Source organism: Pseudomonas sp. PS01303, assembly GCF_029959385.1.
Classification (GTDB): Bacteria; Pseudomonadota; Gammaproteobacteria; order Pseudomonadales; family Pseudomonadaceae; genus Aquipseudomonas; species Aquipseudomonas rustica.
Map to the genome: position 1 here is coordinate 1 of NZ_JASCPK010000002.1, position 20,422 is coordinate 20,422.

13 protein-coding genes are annotated in these 20,422 nt (G+C 59.3%); 5 read left to right on the plus strand and 8 right to left on the minus strand.

The window, feature by feature from the left end; all coding sequences use genetic code 11:
- Positions 1 to 108: 108 nt before the first annotated feature.
- Positions 109 to 1,491 carry an aspartate aminotransferase family protein gene (locus tag QMX93_RS00995; protein WP_282351637.1) on the minus strand — a complete coding sequence of 461 codons (1,383 nt, stop codon included), beginning with the start codon at positions 1,489 to 1,491 and terminating at the stop codon, positions 109 to 111.
- Positions 1,492 to 1,648: 157 nt separating this feature from the next.
- Between QMX93_RS00995 and QMX93_RS01000 the strand changes: the two genes are divergently transcribed.
- Positions 1,649 to 2,254, plus strand: a complete 606-nt coding sequence (locus tag QMX93_RS01000) for a TetR/AcrR family transcriptional regulator (protein WP_212549482.1) — start codon at positions 1,649 to 1,651, stop codon at positions 2,252 to 2,254.
- A 955-nt stretch (positions 2,255 to 3,209) separates the two neighbouring features.
- Here QMX93_RS01000 and proP read toward each other — a convergent pair.
- The 3 genes from proP to QMX93_RS01015 form a co-directional block, all read right to left on the minus strand.
- Entirely contained in the window at positions 3,210 to 4,715 is a 1,506-nt protein-coding gene (gene proP, locus QMX93_RS01005; RefSeq protein WP_053120021.1) for a glycine betaine/L-proline transporter ProP, read from the minus strand.
- 190 nt (positions 4,716 to 4,905) lie between these two features.
- The gene (locus QMX93_RS01010; protein WP_282351647.1) at positions 4,906 to 6,183 is read right to left on the minus strand and encodes an OmpP1/FadL family transporter; all 1,278 of its coding nucleotides are present in this window, start codon (positions 6,181 to 6,183) and stop codon (positions 4,906 to 4,908) included.
- Between the two features lie 206 nt (positions 6,184 to 6,389).
- Positions 6,390 to 7,655, minus strand: a complete 1,266-nt coding sequence (locus tag QMX93_RS01015; protein WP_282351649.1) for a mechanosensitive ion channel family protein — start codon at positions 7,653 to 7,655, stop codon at positions 6,390 to 6,392.
- A 351-nt stretch (positions 7,656 to 8,006) separates the two neighbouring features.
- Between QMX93_RS01015 and QMX93_RS01020 the strand changes: the two genes are divergently transcribed.
- The 4 genes from QMX93_RS01020 (at position 8,007) to aspT (ending at position 13,591) form a co-directional block, all read left to right on the plus strand.
- Positions 8,007 to 9,122 (plus strand): AI-2E family transporter, encoded by a 1,116-nt coding sequence (locus QMX93_RS01020; RefSeq protein ID WP_212549485.1) that lies wholly within the window; start codon positions 8,007 to 8,009, stop codon positions 9,120 to 9,122.
- Positions 9,123 to 9,177: 55 nt separating this feature from the next.
- Positions 9,178 to 10,188 (plus strand): AraC family transcriptional regulator, encoded by a 1,011-nt coding sequence (locus tag QMX93_RS01025; protein ID WP_282351657.1) that lies wholly within the window; start codon positions 9,178 to 9,180, stop codon positions 10,186 to 10,188.
- Positions 10,189 to 10,260: 72 nt separating this feature from the next.
- Positions 10,261 to 11,874, plus strand: coding sequence for a mechanosensitive ion channel domain-containing protein (locus QMX93_RS01030; RefSeq protein ID WP_282351659.1), 1,614 nt, complete (start codon positions 10,261 to 10,263; stop codon positions 11,872 to 11,874).
- A gap of 25 nt (positions 11,875 to 11,899) precedes the next feature.
- Positions 11,900 to 13,591 (plus strand): aspartate-alanine antiporter, encoded by a 1,692-nt coding sequence (gene aspT / locus QMX93_RS01035; protein ID WP_282351660.1) that lies wholly within the window; start codon positions 11,900 to 11,902, stop codon positions 13,589 to 13,591.
- Positions 13,592 to 14,670: 1,079 nt separating this feature from the next.
- On the opposite strand, the gene QMX93_RS01040 is transcribed toward aspT, so the two are convergent.
- Genes QMX93_RS01040 through QMX93_RS01055 form a run of 4 tightly spaced genes read right to left on the minus strand, consistent with a single transcriptional unit; the run spans position 14,671 to position 20,399 of the window.
- Complete coding sequence (locus tag QMX93_RS01040; RefSeq protein ID WP_282351662.1) at positions 14,671 to 16,767, minus strand: HlyD family efflux transporter periplasmic adaptor subunit; 2,097 nt, start codon at positions 16,765 to 16,767, stop codon at positions 14,671 to 14,673.
- On the minus strand, positions 16,767 to 18,113 hold the full coding sequence (locus tag QMX93_RS01045) for an HlyD family secretion protein (protein ID WP_282351664.1): 1,347 nt from the start codon (positions 18,111 to 18,113) through the stop codon (positions 16,767 to 16,769). Before QMX93_RS01045 ends, QMX93_RS01040 begins: the two co-directional genes overlap by 1 nt.
- Positions 18,110 to 18,883: an efflux RND transporter periplasmic adaptor subunit gene (locus QMX93_RS01050; RefSeq protein ID WP_282351665.1), complete on the minus strand. Its 774-nt coding sequence runs from the start codon at positions 18,881 to 18,883 to the stop codon at positions 18,110 to 18,112. The genes QMX93_RS01045 and QMX93_RS01050 overlap by 4 nt, the downstream gene beginning before the upstream one ends.
- Positions 18,864 to 20,399, minus strand: a complete 1,536-nt coding sequence (locus QMX93_RS01055; RefSeq protein ID WP_053120049.1) for a TolC family protein — start codon at positions 20,397 to 20,399, stop codon at positions 18,864 to 18,866. Before QMX93_RS01055 ends, QMX93_RS01050 begins: the two co-directional genes overlap by 20 nt.
- Positions 20,400 to 20,422 lie beyond the last annotated feature (23 nt).

Here is a 20,422-nt window from a genome sequence, read left to right on the forward strand (position 1 = left end):
ACCGATTTTCATCCCGACTGGCCCCATCGCGAGCAGGCTCACTCCTACATTTGAAATGCGTTCCAACTGTAGGAGTGAGCCTGCTCGCGATAGCATCATTTCAGCCGATCAGAGGACGCCGTACTCCCGCGCCGTGCGATCTACGGCGATGCGGGTCTTGTCGATCAACTCATCCAGCTCCGCCCGGGTCGCTACCAGCGCCGGCGCCATGATCATCCGGCCCAGTGTCGAGCGGATGATCAAGCCTTCTTCGAAGCCAATCGTGCGGCAACGCCAGGCCATGTCGTTCTCATTGGCAAAGCGCTTGCGGCTGGCCTTGTCTTCAGCAAACTGCAACGCGGCCACCAGGCCGACGCCCTGAATCTCGCCGATCAACGGGTGATTACCAAACACCTCGCGCAAGCAATTTTGCAGATACGGCCCGGTATCAGCTTTCACCTGAGCGACCACGCCTTCATCGCGCAACGCCTTGAGGTTGGCAATCGCTACGGCAGCCGCCACCGGGTGCCCGGAATAAGTCAGGCCGTGGGCGAACACGCCACCTTTCTCAACCAGTGCATCGGCCATACGCCGCGACAGAATCAGACCGCCCATAGGGATGTAACCGGAGGTCAGGCCCTTGGCGATCGACAGGGTGTCGGGCTCGAAACCGAAGGTCTGATGCGCGAACCATTCGCCGGTGCGGCCGAACCCGCCGATCACTTCGTCGGCGCACAGCAACACGTCGTACTTGCGGCAGATTTGCTGGATTTCTGGCCAGTAAGTAGCCGGCGGAATGATCATGCCGCCCGCGCCCTGGAACGGTTCGGCGACGAAAGCGGCGACCTTGTCGGCGCCCAGTTCGAGAATCTTGTCTTCCAGTTGTCGCGCGGCTTGCAGGCCGAACTCTTCCGGGCTGAGGTTGCCTTCGTGGGCAAACCAGTACGGCTCGTCGATGTGTGCGACGTCAGGAATGGTGCCGCCCATTTCGTGCATGAACTTCATGCCGCCCAGCGCCGTCGCCGCCAGCGTCGAGCCGTGGTAGCCGTTCCAGCGGCCGATCATGATTTTCTTTTCGGGCTTGCCCATCACTTGCCAGAACTTGCGCACGGTGCGGATCAGCACTTCGTTGGCTTCGGAGCCGGAGTTGGTGTAGATCGCGTGGCTGTAGTGCTTGGGTAGCAGGCTGAAGAGCAGCTCGGACAGTTCGATCACCGCCGGGTGGGTCGTGTGGAAGAACATGTTGTAGTAGGGCAGCTGTTCCAACTGCGCGGTCGCGGCGGCGGCCAGATCCTTGCGGCCGTAGCCGAGGTTGGTGCACCACAGGCCAGACATGCCGTCGAGGTAGCGATTGCCATCGTTGTCCCACAGCGCCAGGCGATCACCGCTGACCATCACCCGTGGGCCTTCTTCGTTGAGGGCCTTTTGGTCGACGAACGCGTGAATGTGGTGTGCGGCATCGGCGGCTTGGTAATCGCTGGTACTGCGGGTCGAATCGAATTCGGCGGACATGGCGGATCTCCAGAGAAAAGGGCGGGTGAGTGCGTTCGTTGCCGCGCTGCACGAGTAAAGTTTTGTCACCTAAAAATATTTTTGTAAAGAAAATATTTGTCGGTGAAAAAATATCGCCGTAGGCTGAGGGTCATTGGCAAGTATCATCAGAGGCAACATGAGCGGACTTCGAGAGCGGCAAAAGGAACAGCGCCGGCAGGTGATTGCCGAGGCGGCGCTGGAGCTGTTCAAGACCAACGGGTTTGCGGCGACGACGCTGGATCAGATCGCGGTGCAGGCCGGGGTGTCGGCGCCGACGGTGGTGAATTATTTCGGCGGCAAGCAGGAGATTTTGTTGGCGTTGCTGAAGCAGCCTGACGAAAAAGCCATGCGCGATTCGCGGGCCCGTCTTGATGACGACAGTGATCCGCTGGAGGCGTTGTGTGCGTTTGAGGGGTTGATGACGCATTACCAGTTGGAGGCTATGCCGGCTTCACTGTGGCGGGAGTTGGCGCCGTTTTTGTTTACCGGGGAATTGGCTCGGGCGCTTGATCCTTGGAATGCGGCGGTGATTGAGGAGACCAAGGCGCTGCTCGTGCATTTTCAGGGAGTTGGCAGGATTCGCGACTCGGTTGATATTGATGTGGCGGCGACGGTGTTTAATCAGTATGCGAATGTGGCGTTTATTCGGTTGGCGACTGAGGTGACGCCGGATCGGGAGGCGCATTCGCGGCATATGCGGAGTGTGTTGGGGTTGATGTGTCATGGGATGTTGTCTGGGTGATTGGGGGCATATCCGTTGCTGCGGGTGGGGCTGATTAGGGTTTCGCCCTTACGGCGAGTCACCTTTTCCAAACGCCGAAAAGGTAACCGAAAAGGCTTTGCCCTGACGTTCGGCCCTCGCTGGGGCTCGGGTTCCTTCGCTGCGGGATTGATCCGGGGGGCAGCGCCTACGGTTTGCTTCGCTGCACCTCCTCTCGCTGTGTTTGGCTGCGCCAAACGGTCGCTACGCTCCCACCCCCGGATCAATCCCTCCGCTCAGCCTGCCGACGGGCCGGTGAGTCAAGATCAAGAGCAGGCGAGCTGACACTCGGCCTATTGAGTGGTGAAGGGCGGGGCGTGCTTGGCTTTGGTTTTTGTGGTGTTTTCGCCCCTCACCCCAGCCCTCTCCCGAGGGAGAGGGAGCCGATTGGTGGGCTTTTTAAAATGTGTGTTCGATTCGGTAATCCACGTCGGCGTACCTCTCCCAATCCACGCAATCAGTCCCCTCTCCCTCCGGGAGGGAGAGGGGGCCGATTGGTGGGATTTTCAAGATATGCGTTCGACTCGGTCTTTCACGTCGGCGTACCTCTTCCATTCCACGCAATCAGTCCCCTCTCCCTCCGGGAGAGGGCTAGGGTGAGGGGCCTTTGATCTTGATCTGGCTTTTGATCTAAAGCCCCTTCGGCAGGCCGAGCGTAGGTGTCCATCCGGGGATCAGGCGCGTAGCGCCGTGCGGCGTAGCCGCACACATCGAGAGGAGGTGCAGCGAAGCAAACCGTAGGCGATGTCCCCGGATGGACACCGTAGCGAGGGAACACTGAGCCTCAGCGAAGTGCCGTACGCCGGGGCGAAAGCCTTTTGCTTACTTTTCGCTGGGCCGGCACTCCGGCGTCTGGAAAAGTGAGTCGCTGTAAGAGCGAAACCGCCAGCAGCCATCACCGCAGCAACGGATATGCCCCCACCCCTAGAAACCAACCTCACTCATTAATCCGCGGATGCTGCTGCACCAGGTTCTTGCGCTTCGCCTCCAGCTCAGCAATCTCGGCATCAATGTCTTCAATCTTCTGCTCAATGTTGTCGTGATGCTCTTTCAACAGCTCCTTCGCCTCCGCCAGATCCGAAGCCGCCGGGGCCGCGCCGCGTAGCGGTTGGTTGGCGGTTTCTTTCATGGTGACGCCGGTGAACAGGCCGACCACGGCGATGACCATCAGGTAGTAAGCCGGCATGTACAAGTCGTTGGTGCTTTCGACCAGCCAGGCGACGATGGTCGGGGTCAAACCGGCGATCAGCACGGAGATATTGAAAGCAGCGGCCAAAGCGCTATAGCGAATGTGCGTAGGGAACATCGCCGGCAGGGTCGAGGCCATGACGCCGATGAAGAAGTTGAGCAGCACCGCGAGCATCAGCAGGCCGGAGAAGATCAGGCCGATCTTGCCGCTGTTGATCAGCATGAACGCCGGAATCGCCAGAATGAACAGGCCGATACTGCCGACGACGATGAAGGGTTTGCGGCCGATCTTGTCGCTGATAAAACCAATCGCCGGTTGCACAAACAGCATGCCGACCATGATCGCGATGATGATCAGCACGCCACGGTTTTCGCTGTAGTGCAGGTTGTGCGACAGGTAGCTCGGCATGTACGTCAGCAGCATGTAGTAGGTGACGTTGGTCACGACCACCACGCCGACGCAGGTCATCAGGCTGCGCCAGTACTTGGTGGCGACTTCCTTGAACGAGACTTTCGGGCCATCGGCGAGGCCTTCGCGGTCGCCTTGTTCGAGTTTCTCGACGTGCTGCTGGAACGCCGGTGTTTCTTCCAGTGCGTGGCGCAGGTAGAGGCCGATCATGCCCAGGGGCAGGGCGAGGAAGAACGGCAGGCGCCAGCCCCAGGATTCAAACTGCTCTTCGCCGAGTGTCGAGGAAATCAGCACGACGACACCGGCACCGAGAACAAAACCGGCGATGGAGCCAAAGTCCAGCCAACTGCCGAGGAAGCCGCGTTTGCGATCCGGCGCGTATTCGGCGACGAAGATCGAGGCGCCGGTGTATTCACCGCCGACCGAGAAGCCTTGAGCCATTTTCGCCAGCAACAGCAGGATCGGCGCCCAAATGCCGATCGACGCATAAGAGGGAATCAAACCGATGGCGAAGGTGCTCAGCGACATGATCACGATGGTCGCGGCGAGGACTTTCTGTCGCCCGTACTTATCGCCTAGCCTGCCGAAAAACAGGCCGCCCAGCGGACGGATGAGGAAGGGCACGGAGAACGTCGCCAACGCGGCGATCATCTGTGTGCCGGGGTCGGCGCCGGGGAAGAACACTTTGCCGAGGACGTAGGCGACGAAGCCGTACACGCCAAAGTCGAACCATTCCATGGCGTTGCCAAGCGCAGCGGCGGTAATCGCTTTGCGCATTTTTGCGTCGTCGACAATGGTGATGTCTTTCAGTCTGATTGGACTGACGCTTTGTTCATTGGATTTCATGGGCGGTTTCCCTGTACCTGATCTGAATCGGTGCTATCTGTTTGATGGCATTGCGCTTTGGGTTCAGATACATGGCGATACGAAATAATTCAGCGTTCACTGAATTATTTCGTGGCGAGCTTCAAAAGGCAGTGCCGGGCGAACTGAAAGCTCCATGCAAACAGGCTAGTTCATCGACGGCCAATGTCGATCAGAAACGCCAGGTCGCACCGCCGCCAACGATATGAAGGAGGGCGTTGGGGTAGCTGCCCGACAGCGACTGGCCATTGCGTTTGGTCTGTTCAACGTCCATGTCACCGAGCCATACCAGGGTGTAGTTGAGGTTGATGTCCATGTCTTCGGTCATCTTGTAGCTGATGCCGGTTGCCAGCCGCCAGGCTTCGGCCATCGGGTTGTCGACGGTGCGATCCTTGTCTTTCACCGCCGAGCTGTCGTAGCCCACGCCCATGTTCCAGCGCAGTTTCGGCGTGAGCTGATTTTGCGCACCGAGCGACAGGTGCCAGGTGTCCTGATATTTACGGTTGACCGAACGCGACACGTCGGCACCGGCGGTATCCACCGAAACGCCGATGTCGGCAAAATCGCTCCAGTCCTGCCAGTCAACGGAACCCAATAATGTCCACTGCTCGTTCAACTGGTGGGCAACGCTCAAGGTTGCGGTTTGCGGGATGTTCATGTCGATTTCCAGATCGTCGACGTTGGCCCGGGAAAACGCGAAATTGAGCAGCGGATTGCGAATGCCGTGCACCGAGGGCGAATCCTTGAATTCCAGTTTGACCTTGCTGGTATACGCCAGGCCCACGGTGGTGCGCGGATCCAGTTGATAGCGCAGGCCGAGGTTGATCCCGGTGCCGGTGTCGGTGTCTTTGTATTGCACGTTGCCATCCTGCTGGAACGGCGTGCCGGGCAGGAGCGCGTTATTGTCGATGGCTATTTTTGTGTAGTAGTAGCCGTAGACCAGCCGCGGGCCGATACCCATCGAAAGGTCATCGGTGATCTTGTAAGCGAAGGTCGGTTGCAACGAGATGCCGATCAGCGTCGCTTCCTGAGTGAAATACCGGCCGGCCCAGTCATCGTCGTACTTCACGCTCAGGCCAAAATTGCCGTACATGCCGAAACCGATACTGGCGCGGTCATTGACCTCATGACTGATGAACAGACTGGTGCCCGGCAGGAAAGGCAGCGGATTGCCGCCCTCGTTGCCGGCGAAGTCATTGTTGCCGTCGCGATCAAACTTGATGCCGCCAAACAGCGCCTGACCGGTCAGACTGACCTGCGTGCCCTTGAGCGCCGCGATGCCCGCCGGGTTGTTCATCATCACGCTTGGGTCGGTGGCCTGCGCCGCCGACCCGGCATTTGCCAGCCCGGCCCCTTCCTGTCCTGCTTCATACAACTGAATGCCACCTGCCAATGCCTGCCCGCTGCAGCCGGCCAGTGCAAGAATCAACAGTGAGTGCGTGGATCTCATCCGTAACTTCCTTATACATAGGGACGTGCATCAGTTTTAGACGGGAATCGGCCCGCGCACCAGTCTCCAGGCGGATGTATCGTCAGTAAGTCAGTCCCTAATGTATTTCACCGCAGAATTGCAGGAGCCGGGCTTGCTCGCGAAGGCGTCATTTCATTCACCATCGCCGTCACGGACACAACGCTTTCGCGAGCAAGCTCAATGTTTCAAACGATCGCATCAGCCATCGGGAATACACCGCGCAAGTCCTTACCGCTCGGTTGCTGGTACAGGCTCAGGCCGAACTCGGGCAATACGGCCAGCAGGTAATCGAAAATATCCGCCTGAATGCGCTCGTAGTCCGCCCAAACGGTGGTTTGCGTGAAGCAATAGATCTGCAGCGGCACACCCTGAGCGGTGGATTGCATCTGACGCACCATGCAGGTCATGTTTCGCGCAATCGAAGGATGGCTGTCCAGATAGGCCTGGGCGAAGGCGCGGAAGGTGCCGAGATTGGTCATGCGGCGACGATTGGCCGAGAGCGCCGCGACATTGCCCTGCGCTTCGTTCCAGTGCTTGAGTTCAGGCAGTTTGCGCGCCAGATAGGCGCTCAACAGGCTGACCTGACTCAGGTGATGTTCTTCCTCGTCCGTCAGGAAGCGCACGCCACCGGAATCAATGTGCACGTCACGCATGATCCGTCGGCCACCGGCCTGCTGCATGCCACGCCAGTTCTTGAACGAGTCGGACATCAAGCGCCAGGTCGGAATCGAGACAATGGTCTTGTCGAAATTCTGCACCTTGACCGTGTGCAACGTGATGTCGACCACGTCGCCATCGGCACCCAGTTGCGGCATTTCGATCCAGTCACCCACGCGCAGCATGTCGTTGCTGGTCAACTGCACACTGGCGACAAACGACAACAGGGTGTCCTTGTAGACCAACAGGATCACCGCCGACATCGCGCCAAGCCCCGACAGCAGCAACAGCGGCGAGCGGTTGATCAGAATGGCGACAATGATGATGGCGCCGAGCACGTACAACAGCATTTTCGCCAGTTGCACATAACCCTTGATCGAGCGGGTGCGCGCATGTTCGGTGCGCGCATAGATGACCAGTAGGGTGTCGAGCACGGCGCCGATAGCCATCACCAGCGACAACAGGGTAAAGGCCAGTGCGATGTCACCCAGGATGGTTTGCAGCTTTGGGCTTAACCCCGGAATGATGTTCAAACCGAACTGGACGATCAGCGACGGGATGATTTGCCCGAGGCGCAGAAACACTTTGTTGTTGTGCAGATCGTTGATCCAGCGCATCGACGCCTGACGCCCGAGCAACCGGACGCCTTGCTGGATCAGAAAGCGACCCAGACGCCCCAACAGCAGCGCGACGAACACCAGCACCAGCAATGTCAGCGTGGCGTTCACGTAAGGATGATTGTCCAGCGAGCGCCAGAACTGCTCAACATTGAGCCAAATCTCTGTGAAATTCATCTGTTTGATATTCCTGTACGGCGCGGCCCTTTCCTTGATGAGAGAGGGGGCGGCTGAGGGAAAGACGTTGCGAAGGCTGCGATTGGCGGTTGTTTTTCAATCGCGGGAGAAGCGATTCAGCAAGTCCATCAAGGTTACGCAGCAAGCAAATAAGCAACTTGATTTTTCGCGAACAAAGGTTGATGGATCACGAACGTGGCATTGACGGGTCAGGCGCTGCGCAATAAGTTCTGCCGCGCCCGGGCAAGCCTCTGGCCGCTAAATCATGCGTAAAAACGGCTGGGCCCGGCCGTTGTGTTCTAGGCTGAGCCAACCGACATCCCGCAATGGGTGCTTCTCAGGAGAACCACGATGGAAGAGAAACCGCTGCTCACGTTCAACAGCTCAAGGGCGTTACTGGACGTGTTGATACGCGCCGGCTTGATCACGGTTCTGGTGCTGTTCTGCTACGACATCTTTCATCCATTTCTCAACGTGATGCTCTGGTCGCTGATACTCGCGGTCACCCTCTACCCACTGAACCAGATGCTCGGCGCCAAGCTGGGTGGGCGTAACGGCTGGGCGGCAGTGATTCTGGTGATTCTCGGGCTGGTGATCCTGATGCTGCCGTTAAGCTTGCTGGGTGCCTCGGTGGCGGACTCGGTGCAAACCGGCATCCACGCGGTGGAGAATGGTCAGTTCGAAATTCCGCCGCCACCGGCCAACGTCGAAAACTGGCCACTGATCGGTGCGCCGTTGTATGGCATCTGGCTGCACGCCTCGCAGGATTTGAGTTGGGCCTTTCACCAGGTCGCCCCACATCTGAAAGACTGGAGCAAGGTTGCGCTGCACCAGGTAGCCGGCGTCGGCACCGGCATTGTGGTGTTTATCCTTGCGCTGATTTTCGCCGGGCTGATCATGAAAAACGGCGAGCGCGGTCAGCGGACAGCCGTCGCAATCACCAGTCGTGTCTCCGGACCGGTGCGCGGGCCGCAGATTGCCGAACTGTGTACCGCGACGATTCGTGCCGTGGCGCAGGGTGTGGTCGGGATTGCGTTCATTCAGATGCTGTTGATCGGTGTGGCGCTGGTGATCATGGGCATTCCGGCAGCCGGCGTGCTGGCGCTACTGGTGTTGCTGCTGGGCATCATGCAATTGCCGGTTCTGCTGATCACGCTGCCGGTGGTGATCTATGCATTCGCTCAGGGCGGTGTCAGTGCCAGCACGATTATTTTTGCGATCTGGATGATCATCGCCGGGCTTTCTGACAACGTCCTCAAACCGATGCTGCTAGGGCGCGGTGTGGCCGTGCCGATGCCGGTGGTGTTGATCGGCGCGCTCGGCGGGATGATCACCAGTGGCATCATCGGCTTGTTCACGGGGCCGGTGATTCTGGCGATCGGCTACGAGCTGTTTATTGGCTGGGTGTATCAACCTGCCGAAGCCGTCACGCCATTGACGCAGACCGTTGAGGAACATACCCCTTGAGCGCCCACGGTTAGTAGCTGATCCATCACTTTTTTTACGGCTAAGGATGCAGGCAATGTTTCTGTTACGCAGCGGTGCCATCGAGGGCTACAGCGCGCTAGTGACCGAACTGGGTCACAACCCGGTAAGTCTGCTGCGCGATGGCGGCATGGTGGTGGCGCAATTGCGCGAACCGAACAGTTATCTGTCGTATGAAAAAACCGCAGACCTGCTGGATGACACCGCACGTCATTGTCAGGAACCGCTGTTCGGTTTGCGGCTGGCATCAAGACAGAATCTGCTCGCCATTGGCGACGTGGCCCTGTCCGGCAGTCGCCAACCCACCGTGGGCGAGGCATTGAATTTCGCCCGCCAATACTTGTACCTGCACGCCAGTGGCTTGCACCTTGAAGTCAGTCGACGGGGCGAGCGTGCCGAAATCAGGTTCAAGTTCGACTTCACCAATGACCTCGGCCTGCAGCAACTGAGGCAGCTCAGCGGCGCGCACCTGTTCAACGCGGTGAAGATTCTCACGGGCGCCGACAGCCCGCAGATTCGTTTGCACTTGCAGCAAGGCATCTTGAAAAACCCGGGTTGGTCATTTGCCGACGTCTACGGAAAAGTCCGTTTCGACAGCAGCTTCGACGGTGTCAGTTTTCCTTTCGATTACCTCAAACGCGCGCCGCTCGCCGATGAGGTTTTGATGCGCGAACACTGGAACAACCGCATGCAATTGCTCAAAACCCAATACCCCGACAACCTCAAGGCGCAGGTTTGCCATCTGATCGGCAGTCTGCTCAACACCGGCGAATGCAATATCGATGCGGTCAGTCACTCGCTGGGGCTGCAGCCACGTGTTCTGCAAAAACGCCTTAAAGCCGAAAACATCAGTTTCAGTCGCCTGCTGCAGGACACGCGCCTTGATATCGCCAGGCAAAACTTGCTGCTGGACAAGACCAGCATCACCGATCTGGCGCTGAATCTGGGCTACGCCGACGTCTCGGTGTTCAGCCGTCACTTCAAACAATGGACGGGTGTTTCGCCCAGAAACTGGCGGGCACAACAACTGTCGACTGTGGAAATCTGACAACCGTTCATCGCTCAACTACGCTGCCTTACGTATCCCTCACAAACAACTGTGGCGTAAGGAAAAAGGCGCATGCGAAGCAAGCTGCTGGCTGTATTAATAGTGGTTTTCGCGATGCTCTGGACGGGGGCTGGCTGGGCGCTCGACGCTGCGGAAAAAGCGGAAAATGATGCGGTAGAGCTCAAGGTCGCGAATCGCAGCATCATGCTGTTTCGCGCAACCATTCTGGGCGAGGCGCCGGCCTCGCGGGTCAAACGGGCGAAAATGGTCATCAGTGAAGCGCTCGATGAAGACGCCGAACTGAACATCAGCATCGATTCGATCCAGAACAGTTACATGGTGCTGCTCGGCAACAAACGGGCATTCATCGTTTCACCCAACGATGTCGACAGCCTGCAATATTCCTCGGTGCAGCAGGCCGCCGAAGGTGCGGCTGAAAAACTGCGTCAGGTCGTCTCCGAGACCCGTGAAGCGCGCAGCATGGATCTGATCATCAGGTCGCTGGCCTTGGCGGCGGTGGCCACTGTCATCTATGTCGCGTTGTTGTGGGCGCTGGCCTGGATGCGCCGGCGCTTGCTGAGAAAACTCCCCGAACTGATGGATCGCCACACCAAGGCGTTGAAGGTCGGGCGGGTGCAGGTCATCGACGCCAATTTCCTTTATCCCTTGGTCAGCCGTTTACTGTTGGTGCTGCGCTGGCTGGTGATTTTGCTGCTGACCTATGAGTGGTTGGGCTTTGTCCTGTCGCGGTTTCCCTACACCCGGCCTTGGGGTGAAAGCCTCAACAACTACCTGTTCGAACTCGCCGACTATCTGCTGCAAGGCATCGTTGGCGCCGTCCCGGGATTGGGCGTGGCGTTGGCGATTTTCTTTATTGCGCGCGGCGCTACCGCGTTTACCCGGCGCATGCTGCGGCGCATGTCGACGCCGGGCACGTTCAGTTGGCTCAATCACGAAACCCTGCAACCGACTCAGCGGCTGACGTCGCTGGCGATCTGGTTGTTTGCGCTGGCGATGGCTTATCCGTATCTGCCCGGCGCCGGTACCGATGCGTTCAAGGGCTTGTCGGTGTTGATCGGTCTGATGATTTCCCTCGGTGCGACCAGCGTGGTGGGGCAGGCAGCGGCAGGGTTAATCCTCACGTATACCCGCACATTGCGCCCGGGCGAGTTCGTCAAAATCGGCGAATACGAGGGTACGGTCACCGAGCTGGGCATGTTCACCACACGTATTCGCACGGGGCTTGGTGAAGTGCTGACGCTGCCCAATTCACTGATCACCGGTACGGTGACCAAGAACTACTCGCGCACCGTGCAAGGCCCGGGTTACGTGGTCGACACGGTGGTGACCATCGGCTACGACACACCGTGGCGGCAGGTCGAAGCGATGCTGCTGGAAGCGGCCAAACGCACGCCGGGGATTCTCGAAGACCCGGCGGCGCAGGTGTTTCAAACCGCGCTGTCGGATTTCTATCCCGAGTACCGATTGGTGGCGCAGGCGATTCCGAGTCAGCCACGGCCACGCGCGGTGCTGTTGAGCATGCTCCACGCCAATATTCAGGACGTGTTCAACGAGTACGGCGTGCAGATCATGTCGCCGCATTATCTGGGCGATCCGCAGGCCGAGAAGTGGGTGCCGCGAGAGAAGTGGTTTACCTCGCCGGCGCAAGAACCGAAGGATCAGTGACCGTCGCTGCAAGGGAGTCCGCACCATGCTCGATTTTGTCCTTCACGCGTTACGCGCTGATCCGGAAATCGCCGTGTTTCTGGCGATCGCGCTGGGCGTGTTTGTCGGGCGCATTCACATCGGCAGCTTTCATTTGGGCTCGGTGGCCGGCGCGCTGTTGATGGGGTTGCTGATCGGCCAGATCGGTCTGGAAGTGCCGACGGGTTTGAAGTCGGTGTTCTTCGTGATGTTCATCTACGCCGTCGGCTTCAAGAGCGGGCCGGAGTTTTTCGGCAGCCTCAATCGCGGCACGCTGAAACTGGTGTTGTTGTCGGTGGTGCTGTGTGCAACGGCATTGGTGGCGATTCTGGCGATGTATTGGCTGTTTGATTTCGACGCCGGTTTCACCGCCGGACTCGGTGCCGGTGCGCTCACCGATACGGCGATCATGGGCACCGCGACCAGCGCGATCAATCAGTTGAATCTCGACGCGGCAGCCGTGGCGAAACTCAACAGCCACATGGCGATTGCCTACGCGATCACTTATCTGTTCGGCACCATCGGTTTGATCGTGTTTGTCGGCAGCATTGCGCCTAAGTTGCTCGGTGTGAATCTGCGCGAATCGGCGCGTGAACTGGAGCTGGAACTGGGCATCGCCAAGGAAGAGGAGGCGATCACTGTGCCGTACACGAGGATCGTTGTGCGTGCGCATCAGGTGGCGAGTAACGGCCAGGCCGATGGGCAGCGGATCATCGACATCGAAAAGCTGCACGAATCGCTGACGGTCGAGCGGGTGGTGCGGGCCGGGCAGGTGATCGAGCGCGATGAAAATTTTGTGTTGATGGCGGGGGATGTGGTCGGTGTGTATGCCTTGCGCGACGCGGTGGGCACGCTGAGCCATTGGGTCGGGCCAGAGATCGATCATCCGGAATCGCTGTCGTTTCCGACCCGTGAGGTGGACATTGTGCTGACCTCGGCGGAGTTCGCCGGCAAGACGATTCATCAGGCGAAAAGCCGTTTAGCCAATGAAAAGCGCCTGGGCTGCTTCGTCAACAACATCACGCGTCAGGGCTATGACTTGCCGTTGCTGCCGAACACTGTGTTGCGCCGGGGGGATGTGATTACGTTGACCGGGCGCACCGCCAGCGTCGAAATGATCGCCAAACGGCTGGGGCGCATTCGCAAGAACAATTACAAAAGTGACATCGCCATGCACACGCTGGGGATGGTCGTGGGCTCGTTGATCGGCTTGCTGTCGACGCATATCGGCATGATCCCGGTGGAGCTGGGTATTGGCGGCGGGGTGTTGGTCGCGGCATTGGTGATTGGCTGGTACAACTCGCGCCACCCGGAAATCGGCGCGTTGCCACCGGCGGCGCAATGGGCGTTTTCCGAGTTCGGCCTGACCGCGTTTGGTGCGGTGGTCGGCTTGCTTGCAGGGCCAGCGGCGTTTGCGGCGATGAAAGAGCAAGGGTTGGCGTTGTTGCTGTCCGGCGCCGTGGTAACGATTGTGCCGCCGCTGGTGGCACTGTACTTCGGTCGCTACGTGCTGCGCTTGCACCCGATGATTCTTTTTGGCGCATTGGCCGGGGCACAGACAGAGGCGGCTTCGATGAACAAGATCATTGAGCAGTCTGGCAGCAATACACCGGTGATTGGCTTCACCGTGTGTTATGCAATTTCCAATGTGCTGCTGGCGGTGTGCGGGCCGATCATTATCTTTGTGGTGGCTGGCTGAATTTCCCCGGAGCTACCTACACACCACCTTGAAGCTCCCCATTCCCTGTGATGTGTCAGTGGAATTGAATTTGATGGCTGGCTGGGGTCAGCAGAAGTGCAGATTTTTCTGAGTAACCCAGCTCTCCTTGTGGTGAGGGGATTTATCCCCGTTCGGCTGCGCAGCAGTCGTGAATCCAGTGCATGCGGTGTGTCTGATGTATCGGGATTGTAGGTTTTGGGGCCGCTTCGCAGCCCAGCGGGGATAAATCCCCTCGCCACAGGGTTTGTGGTGTGTCAGTTGAAATGGGGTTGATGGCTGGCTGGGTTTCGCAGAAGTGCAGCTTTCTGAGGTGACCCCCATTCCCCTGTGGTGAGGGGATTTATCCCCGACCGGCTGCGCAGCAGTCGTGAAGCCATTGCATGCGGTGTGTCTGATGTACCGGGATTGTAGGTTTTGGGGCTGCTTCGCAGCCCATCGGGGATAAATCCCCTCGCCACAGGGTTGGTGGTGTGTCAGTTGGGATGGGGTTGTGATGTGTCGGTTGATATGGGTTTGTGGTGTGTCAGTTGAAATGGGGTTGATGGCTGGCTGGGTTTCGCAGAAGTGCAGTTTTCTGAGGTGACCCCCATTCCCCTGTGGTGAGGGGATTTATCCCCGACCGGCTGCGCAGCAGTCGTGAAGCCATTGCATGCGGTGTGTCTGGTGTACCGGGACTGCAGGTTTTGGGGCCGCTTCGCAGTCCATCGGGGATAAATCCCCTCGCCACAGGGTTTGTAGTGTGTCAGTTGGAATGGGTTTGTGGTGTGTCAGTTGAAATGGGGTTGATGGCTGGCTGGGTTTCGCAGAAGTGCAGTTTTCTGAGGTGACCCCCATTCCCCTGTGGTGAGGGGATTTATCCCCGACCGGCTGCGTAGCAGTCGTGAATCCAGTGCATGCGGTGTGTCTGATGTACCGGGATTGCAGGTTTTGGGGCCGCTTCGCAGCCCATCGGGGATAAATCCCCTCGCCACAGGGTTGGATGTGTTCTCAAGGGTTGGGGGTGTGTCTGGAGGACAGCCTTTGCTTGTGGTGAGGGGGATGGACTGAGAGCTTGGGGGTTAGAAGCCACTTTCGCGCATTAGCACCGCCAATACATGCGTTGCACCATCGGCCAGCAAACTGCGCCGTTCGCCTTCGATTTTCAGATGCCCACGGGTTTCGCGAAGGGTGGGCATGGGTTCGTCGAGTTGGATCAGTACCTGAAACAACGCGCTGCTCGGGATCAACGAGTGCTCGGCAGTCGTGGTGGGTACCGGGCCGCCGAAGCGTGACGAGAGCATGCGGTGGGACAACTGGCTCGCGCGGGTGCTGCCGATTTGCAGGACACGGCCGCTACGTGGCGTGGTCTGGCCGTCGGGGTAGAAGCGTACGTGGTCGCCGATGGCCATGCGGTGCACTTGATCCTGCGCGACATACGCATCCACCTGCCAGCTGCGCGGGTCAACCAGCATGCCCAGCGACTCTTGACGACCGACCCATTGCCCCGGTTTCCAGTCCGGGTTGACGTCCAGCCACACCCCGGCAAACGGTGTTTGCAGATTCAGCCGGGCGATTTCCGAGCGGGCCGCGCGGGCTTCTTCGAATTGCACGTTGAGACGCTGACGGGTCACGGCATCTTCAGCCAAACCACCAGGATCGGCGATCAGCCCGGACAGCCGCGCTTCATAGCTACGTGCATTGGCTTCACTGCTGCGTACCCGCGAGGCGATGTCCGGCTCATCCAGCACCACCAGATTGGTGCCAGCCTCGACCGGGCCATCGGCGTGAATCGATTGCAACCGCGCCGGGTAGGGCGCATAGACGCGCATCTGATGCTCGGCCCGCGCCACACCCACCGCATCGATCTGCGTGCGCCAAGGGATCGCCAAACCCGCCAGAATCGCCAGCAACACCAGATACAGTTGCACCTTGCGCCGGCTCGGTACCGCCGCACGGTGCTTCCACCAGTGACCGAGTTCGCGCATGACGGGCAGGGCGATAAACCACGACAGTTCGACCATGAACAGGAAAATCCCCAAGACCTTGAAGAAGAACAGATAGACCGCCAGCGCGATCCCCAGAAACAGCACCAGACGGTATATCCAGGTGAAGATCGCAAACGTCACTAACAGTCGCCGCTGACCGGTCGGAAACGTCTCCGGCCAGTCCTCGCGCAAACCGAGCAGATTGCGCCGCAACGTCACCCGCGCCAGTGCCGACGCACGCTCATGCAGATTGGGGAAATCAAGTAAATCGGAAAGAATGAAGTAGCCGTCAAAACGCATGAACGGACTGGCATTCAACGCCAGCGACAGCAACCAACTGGTGGTCGCCAGATACAGCAGGGCATTGCGCAGCGCCCCCGGATCGCACACCGCCCAGCCCAACGTCGACAGACCGGCCAGTGACAATTCGGTGATGATCCCCGCCGAGGCAATCGCCAGACGCTGCCGCGAACGGCTGAGTTTCCAGCTCTCGCCGGTGTCGGTATAGAGCATCGGCCACATCACCACAAACGCGATGCCCATGTGCCCGACGCGTAAGCCCAGCCGCGTCGCGACCAAGGCATGGCCGAGTTCATGCAGAGTCTTGGCGACGATCAACGCCAAGGCAAAACTCAACAGGCCTTCGGTGGAAAACGACTCGACCACCGCGCTGGTAAACGTGTCCCACTGCTGCAACACCAGAACGATGCCGAGCAGGCTCAAACCGAGCACGAGCATGCCGGTGAGCGGATGAAACAGCCAGCCCAGCGCCTTCGCCAGATGCTGTAAATGTTGTTGCGGGCGCAGCAGCGGAATGCGGAAAAACAGGTAATGGTGCAGCCACCAGCGCCAGGTCAGCCAGCCACCTTCTTCGCCTTTGGCTTTAAGCTTTTCCAGCGCCGCCGGGCCGGCACGCAGCAGCTGATGCTGTTCAAGAAACTGGCGGAAATCGAGAATCTGTTCGACGTCGGGTTTCAGTGCCGTGCCTTCAGCTATCTGCTCGCTGATCTGCCGGGGCGATTGGCCCCAACGCAGCAGGCACTCGAATTCCAGCCAGCCGATGCGGTAGAAACGATTGATCACCGTGTCTTGAATCACCCACGCCGGTTCACCGTTGCTGCCATCGGCAGCCTCGCTCAGGCGCAGGTCTTCACGCAGCGGGGGCAGGGGCAGATCGGCCGGATCGAGCATTACCAGCCACTCCACGCCCGCATTGTCGCCAGTGGTCGACGCAGCAAGTAATAACCGAGCATCACTCGCCCGCCGTACAGTTTCGCGGTGCCGTGCAAGCCCAGTCGCGCGTGTTCCGGTGCGCCGTCGATGCTCGCCAGCAAGCGATAGGCGACCACGCCTTCGTCACTCGGCCGTGCCTGATAGCTGGTTTCAAGGATCTTGCCCTTGAGCGGCGTCAGCGGGTAAGCGGTCAAAAACAGCGTGACTTCGGCGCCCGGTTCCAGCGCGATCGCGTCGGCTACGGCCAGTTGAATCAGCATCGCCGGCTGCGTCGGATCAGCGACTTGCATGATGCGTTCGCCAGTCACCACCGGTTTGCCCAGCCAGTCATTGGGATCACTGAACACCGCAACGCCGCCTCTCGGCGACAGCACTTTGGTGCGCTTCAACTGCGCGGTGACTGCCGCCAATTCTGCGCGCCGTTGTTGCGAACGACCTTCGAGCAGGGTCAATTCGCTTTTGCTTTGCGGGTTGTCGAACGCGCGTTGACTGGCCGCCTGCAACTCGGCATCGGCCACCGCGACTTCCTTGCCGAGCACTTCGGCGCGACTGCGCAATGTGGTTTCGTCGAGGGAAAACAGCAGCGTGCCAGCATCGACTGGTTGATTGGGGCGAACCTCGATCTTCTCGATCACGCCATCAATGGGCGAACTGATGATTTGTGCCTGACGGGAAACGATTTCGGTCGGCGCCAGCGCGGTTTGCCGTACCGGCAACAGCAGCAGGGCACCGAGCACAATCGCGGTCAGCAGCAATTGCTTGCGACTGGGCCGCAAGCGATTGAAACGCTTGCGCTTGGTCAGCGCCGCCCAGCAATACGCCCAGGTACCGACCAGACCTTTGAGGTGCTGCCACAACACCGCTGGCGGTTCTTGCTCCAGGAGCAACAGCAGCAAGCCGAGGCGCTGCTCATCGCGATCCTGAATCGGAACGCACCAGACGCCCGACGGCCACCATTCGCCCCAGCCTTCGGCGATGTCGGCCGGTGCGTCGACCGTTTCCTGTGTCAGCCACACCGGTTCGCCAGCAGGGACTTGCGTGGCGATCCAGCGACTGGCGCGGCGCAGCCACACCAGATACGGCGAGTCTTCACTGGGCCGGGACAATCCCGAGACGTTCAACAATTCCAGTGATGATTCACGCTGGGCAAACACCAGCGCCTGATGAAATTGCAGCAACGGATACAAGTCGTTGGCCATGCTGAATGCCAACGCGTTCAGCGAGTCGGCCGCCATGGCCTTGTCGCGCAGCGCGTCGAGTTCGAGCAGCAGGTGAGGGTGCGGCAGTTGCTCGTTCATCGTCATGGTTGCGCAGCTTGATCAAATTGCGCCGTGCCGCTCATGCCCGCCATCAGGTCGGGATATTTGTTGTCGAGGCGCGCTTCGAGTTCGACGGTTTGTGCCACCGCATCGACGCGCGAGTTGATCCCGCTGACATGCGCGGGATAGGTCTTGCCGGTCTCATGAATGCTGACTTGCAGCGGCAGGCCGGGTTTCAGATTTTTCAGCAGATTGGACGGCACGTTCAAACGCACTTTCAGCGCGCCATCGCTGACCAGATCAAACAATGGCGTACCGGCGGTGACGGTCTGATACGGCTTGACGTACACCTTGGCGACGCGTCCGGCAAACGGCGCGAGCACTTGGCAATAACTGCTTTGCGCGGCACCCATGGCCCGCGCGCCGTCGGCTTTTTGCACTTCGGTGTTGGCCATCGACACTTCGATATCGCCAACGGCATTGAGTTGGCGCAGTTGTTTTTTTGCCTCCAGATTCTGTTTGGCCATGGCCAGTTCTGCCGCCGCGACTTTGGCCCGCGCTTCGGCCTCGTTGCAGTTGAAGCGGGCGAGCAGTTCGGACTTGCCGACCTGTTCGCCGAACCCGGCTTTCAATTCGCCGAGGGTGCCGCTCATTTGGCTCGACAGCGTGGTTTCCAGCTCCGAAGCGAGCAACACACGAATGGCGCTCGCGCTTTCCAGGGACGGGGCCGAAGGTGCGTCTTCGGCGTGGGCATTGAGGATCAGACTGGCCAACAACAGAACCCCGAAACGGGGTTCAAGGGCGATTTTGCGCATTCGGCGTTCCTTGCGAAGTGACGAGCAGGCGTTGCTGTTCTTGTTGGTTCAGGGTGCGCTGGATTTCCCGCGACAGGGTCTTGATGTCGTGTTGGTCGATTTCCTTCGGCAGCACATCGAGGCCGACCGAGTTGTACATCCGCCCCCACGCCGCTTGAGCACTGGAGAACGCCGCTTCACGCTGATAACGCGAGAGCAGATAACGCCCTTCGGAGCGGATCACTTCCAGTTCCGAGCCAAGTGCGCCGGTCTTTGCGGCTTGCGCATAGTCGAGCAGGCTGCGGTCGACGCGCAGGCTGTCTTCAGCAAACTCCACTTCCTGACGCGCCAGTTGATAGCGCAGAGTGCCAACGCGCACTTGCGTGAGAATCGCCATCGACAGCGCCACGCGGCGGGTGTCATCGGTTTCGCTCTGGGATTTCTCCGCAGCATTGAGCGACGGCAGTTGCAGCAGGCGCAGCAGGTTGGTCGACACTTGCAGGCCGGTGCTCATCCAGTCGTTGTTGTAGAGGTATTTGTTCGAGTCGTATTTGTAGCCGAAATCAACGCTGACGTTCGGCCACAACTGCGCCTTGGCAATCTCCAGATCCTTCTGGTTGACGCGTTTGCGATACCACTCTTCCATGATTTCCGGGCGGTTCTCCAGCGACAGCTGTTCAAGCTGCGCCATGCTCTGACGCACTTCCGGCAGCGGTGGATCGGGCACGTCAGCCAGCACCATTTTCGAGCCCGGTGGCAGCGACATCAGCGCCGACAATTCGGCTTGGGCGAACTCCAGATCCTGACGGCGCACGGTCAGCAGGTAGATCGAGTCGAGGAGGGCGCGTTGATAGGCGAGGATCTCCTGACGCGGCAACAGGCCCCGAGTTTCCGCTTCACGCGCGGAGGTCAGCGCGGTGTGGGTGCGCATCAACAGCTTGTCGACTTCCGGCATCAAACGTTGCGCGCCGAGTGCTCGCCAGTACGCGTTGCGCACATCCTGCAGGACGTTTTGCGCGACTTTGCGTCGACGCTCTTCGGCCATCAGAATCTGGTCGGATTTCTGTTGCGTGCGGTAATAGGCGACGCCGAAGTCCAGCAGGCTCCAGCTCAAACCGAGGCCGTAGACTTCGCGGTAGCGTTCCTCTGACGTCGATGGCCGCAAGCTGACCTGACGATCCTCGATGCCGATCGAGGTGCCGCCGGAGTCATTGTTTCGTCCGGCATAACCGGCGGAGGCCACCAGCTTCGGCAGCATTTCATGGCTGGACACGTCGCGCAGGTCTGAGGCCAGCGCGCTCTCCATCAGTTTCAGTCGATAGTCGAGGTTGTATTTCAGCGCTCGGGCTGCTGCGTCGTAAAAGGTGATCGGCGCTGTGACCGGTTCCTGCCCGGAGTACATGCGCGACTGATCGGCAATGATGCGTTGGCGGTTTTCCTCGTCGGTGGAAGGTTTTGGTTCCGTCGACGAACAGGCACTGAGCAGCAGTGCGGAGGCGATGGCGGTACTGAGAAGCCGGGTCGCGTTTTTACGCATGTTCATTCCTTTGCATTCTTGGA

Bases quoted from the DNA above. Each gene is read 5' to 3' on its own strand.
- QMX93_RS01015 (WP_282351649.1), bottom strand. From the start codon at position 7,655: ATGAATTTCACAGAGATTTGGCTCAATGTTGAGCAGTTCTGGCGCTCG.
- QMX93_RS01030 (WP_282351659.1), top strand. From the start codon at position 10,261: ATGCGAAGCAAGCTGCTGGCTGTATTAATAGTGGTTTTCGCGATGCTC.
- QMX93_RS01000 (WP_212549482.1), top strand. From the start codon at position 1,649: ATGAGCGGACTTCGAGAGCGGCAAAAGGAACAGCGCCGGCAGGTGATT.
- aspT (WP_282351660.1), top strand. From the start codon at position 11,900: ATGCTCGATTTTGTCCTTCACGCGTTACGCGCTGATCCGGAAATCGCC.
- QMX93_RS01025 (WP_282351657.1), top strand. From the start codon at position 9,178: ATGTTTCTGTTACGCAGCGGTGCCATCGAGGGCTACAGCGCGCTAGTG.
- QMX93_RS01055 (WP_053120049.1), bottom strand. From the start codon at position 20,399: ATGCGTAAAAACGCGACCCGGCTTCTCAGTACCGCCATCGCCTCCGCA.
- QMX93_RS01020 (WP_212549485.1), top strand. From the start codon at position 8,007: ATGGAAGAGAAACCGCTGCTCACGTTCAACAGCTCAAGGGCGTTACTG.
- QMX93_RS01045 (WP_282351664.1), bottom strand. From the start codon at position 18,113: ATGACGATGAACGAGCAACTGCCGCACCCTCACCTGCTGCTCGAACTC.
- QMX93_RS01010 (WP_282351647.1), bottom strand. From the start codon at position 6,183: ATGAGATCCACGCACTCACTGTTGATTCTTGCACTGGCCGGCTGCAGC.
- QMX93_RS01050 (WP_282351665.1), bottom strand. From the start codon at position 18,883: ATGCGCAAAATCGCCCTTGAACCCCGTTTCGGGGTTCTGTTGTTGGCC.
- proP (WP_053120021.1), bottom strand. From the start codon at position 4,715: ATGAAATCCAATGAACAAAGCGTCAGTCCAATCAGACTGAAAGACATC.
- QMX93_RS00995 (WP_282351637.1), bottom strand. From the start codon at position 1,491: ATGTCCGCCGAATTCGATTCGACCCGCAGTACCAGCGATTACCAAGCC.
- QMX93_RS01040 (WP_282351662.1), bottom strand. From the start codon at position 16,767: ATGCTCGATCCGGCCGATCTGCCCCTGCCCCCGCTGCGTGAAGACCTG.